This is a genomic window from Lederbergia sp. NSJ-179 (assembly GCF_022867885.1).
Taxonomy (GTDB): domain Bacteria; phylum Bacillota; class Bacilli; order Bacillales; family Bacillaceae_C; genus Lederbergia.
Genome location: NZ_JALIFP010000074.1, coordinates 1 through 2,827, shown reverse-complemented (window position 1 = coordinate 2,827; position 2,827 = coordinate 1). Strand labels below are relative to the sequence as shown.

1 rRNA gene is annotated in these 2,827 nt (G+C 53.7%); it reads right to left on the bottom strand.

Features of this window, described 5'->3' with window-relative positions:
* A 23S ribosomal RNA gene (locus tag MUB24_RS22640) occupies nt 1–2,826 on the bottom strand; the annotation flags it as partial.
* Between the last annotated feature and the right edge of the window lies 1 nt (nt 2,827).

Below are 2,827 nucleotides of genomic sequence, written 5' to 3'. Positions count from 1 at the left end.
CCGCACATAGCTACCCAGCTATGCCTCTGGCGAGACAACTGGTACACCAGCGGTGCGTCCATCCCGGTCCTCTCGTACTAAGGACAGCTCCTCTCAAATTTCCTGCGCCCGCGACGGATAGGGACCGAACTGTCTCACGACGTTCTGAACCCAGCTCGCGTACCGCTTTAATGGGCGAACAGCCCAACCCTTGGGACCGACTACAGCCCCAGGATGCGATGAGCCGACATCGAGGTGCCAAACCTCCCCGTCGATGTGAACTCTTGGGGGAGATAAGCCTGTTATCCCCGGGGTAGCTTTTATCCGTTGAGCGATGGCCCTTCCATGCGGAACCACCGGATCACTAAGCCCGACTTTCGTCCCTGCTCGACTTGTAAGTCTCGCAGTCAAGCTCCCTTGTGCCTTTACACTCTGCGAATGATTTCCAACCATTCTGAGGGAACCTTTGGGCGCCTCCGTTACCTTTTAGGAGGCGACCGCCCCAGTCAAACTGCCTGCCAGACACTGTCTCCCACCCGGATCACGGGTGTGGGTTAGAATGTCAGTACAGCAAGGGTAGTATCCCACCGATGCCTCCACAGAAGCTGGCGCTCCTGCATCCTAAGCTCCTACCTATCCTGTACAAGCTGCACCGACATTCCATATCAGGCTGCAGTAAAGCTCCACGGGGTCTTTCCGTCCTGTCGCGGGTAACCTGCATCTTCACAGGTACTATAATTTCACCGAGTCTCTCGTTGAGACAGTGCCCAGATCGTTGCGCCTTTCGTGCGGGTCGGAACTTACCCGACAAGGAATTTCGCTACCTTAGGACCGTTATAGTTACGGCCGCCGTTTACTGGGGCTTCAATTCGCACCTTCAGGCAAAGCCTTAAGCGCTCCTCTTAACCTTCCAGCACCGGGCAGGCGTCAGCCCCTATACTTCGCCTTGCGGCTTTGCAGAGACCTGTGTTTTTGCTAAACAGTCGCCTGGGCCTATTCACTGCGGCTCTCTTGGGCTTTCACCCGAAAGAGCACCCCTTCTCCCGAAGTTACGGGGTCATTTTGCCGAGTTCCTTAACGAGAGTTCTCTCGATCACCTTAGGATTCTCTCCTCGCCTACCTGTGTCGGTTTGCGGTACGGGCACCTCCCGCCTCGCTAGAGGCTTTTCTTGGCAGTGTGGAATCAGGAACTTCAGTACTCTATTTCCCTCGCCATCACCGCTCTGCTTTAAAGAGAAGGATTTGCCTCCTCTTCAGCCTAACGGCTTGGACACAGCATTCCAGCGCTGTGCTTACCCTATCCTCCTGCGTCCCCCCATTACTCAAACGGCGGGGAGGTGGTACAGGAATATCGACCTGTTATCCATCGCCTACGCTTTTCAGCCTCGGCTTAGGTCCCGACTAACCCTGAGCGGACGAGCCTTCCTCAGGAAACCTTAGGCATTCGGTGGAAGGGATTCTCACCCTTCTTTCGCTACTCATACCGGCATTCTCACTTCCAAGCGCTCCACCAGTCCTTACGGTCTAGCTTCGCAGCCCTTGGAACGCTCTCCTACCACTGACACGGCATTTTTCCAAAGGAAAATATGCATCCATATGTCAATCCGCAGTTTCGGTGATCCGTTTAGCCCCGGTACATTTTCGGCGCAGAGTCACTCGACCAGTGAGCTATTACGCACTCTTTCAATGGTGGCTGCTTCTAAGCCAACATCCTGGTTGTCTAAGCAACTCCACATCCTTTTCCACTTAACGGATACTTGGGGACCTTAACTGGCGGTCTGGGCTGTTTCCCTCTCGACTACGGATCTTATCACTCGCAGTCTGACTCCTGAAGAACAAGTCTTTGGCATTCGGAGTTTGTCTGAATTCGGTAACCCGGTGAGGGCCCCTCGTCCAAACAGTGCTCTACCTCCAAGACTCTACTTCAAGGCTAGCCCTAAAGCTATTTCGGAGAGAACCAGCTATCTCCAGGTTCGATTGGAATTTCACCGCTACCCACACCTCATCCCCGCACTTTTCAACGTACGTGGGTTCGGGCCTCCAGTAAGTGTTACCTTACCTTCACCCTGGACATGGGTAGATCACCTGGTTTCGGGTCTGCGACCTCATACTAACGATTTTCCCGAAGGGAAATATCGCATGCGCCCTATTCAGACTCGCTTTCGCTGCGGCTCCGTGTCTTCCACTTAACCTTGCATGAAATCGCAACTCGCCGGTTCATTCTACAAAAGGCACGCCATCACACGGCGTTTTTCCAAAGGAAAATCGCATGGTGCTTTGACTACTTGTAGGCACACGGTTTCAGGATCTATTTCACTCCCCTTCCGGGGTGCTTTTCACCTTTCCCTCACGGTACTGGTTCACTATCGGTCACTAGGGAGTATTTAGCCTTGGGAGATGGTCCTCCCAGCTTCCGACGGGATTCCACGTGTCCCGCCGTACTCAGGATCCACTCAAGAGGGAACGAAGTTTCGATTACAGGGCTGTTACCTTCTCTGGCTGGTCTTTCCAGACCGCTTCGTCTACCCCGTTCCTTTGTAACTCTATACTGAGTGTCCTACAACCCCAAGAGGCAAGCCTCTTGGTTTGGGCTTTTCCCGTTTCGCTCGCCGCTACTCGGGGAATCGATTTTTCTTTCTCTTCCTCCGGGTACTGAGATGTTTCAGTTCCCCGGGTCTGCCTTCCAATTCCTATGAATTCAGAATTGGATCCTACCCCATTAAAGGTAGGGGGTTCCCCCATTCGGAAATCTTCGGATCTACGCTTGCTTACAGCTCCCCGAAGCATATCGGTGTTAGTCCCGTCCTTCATCGGCTCCTAGTGCCAAGGCATTCGCCGTGCGCCCTTT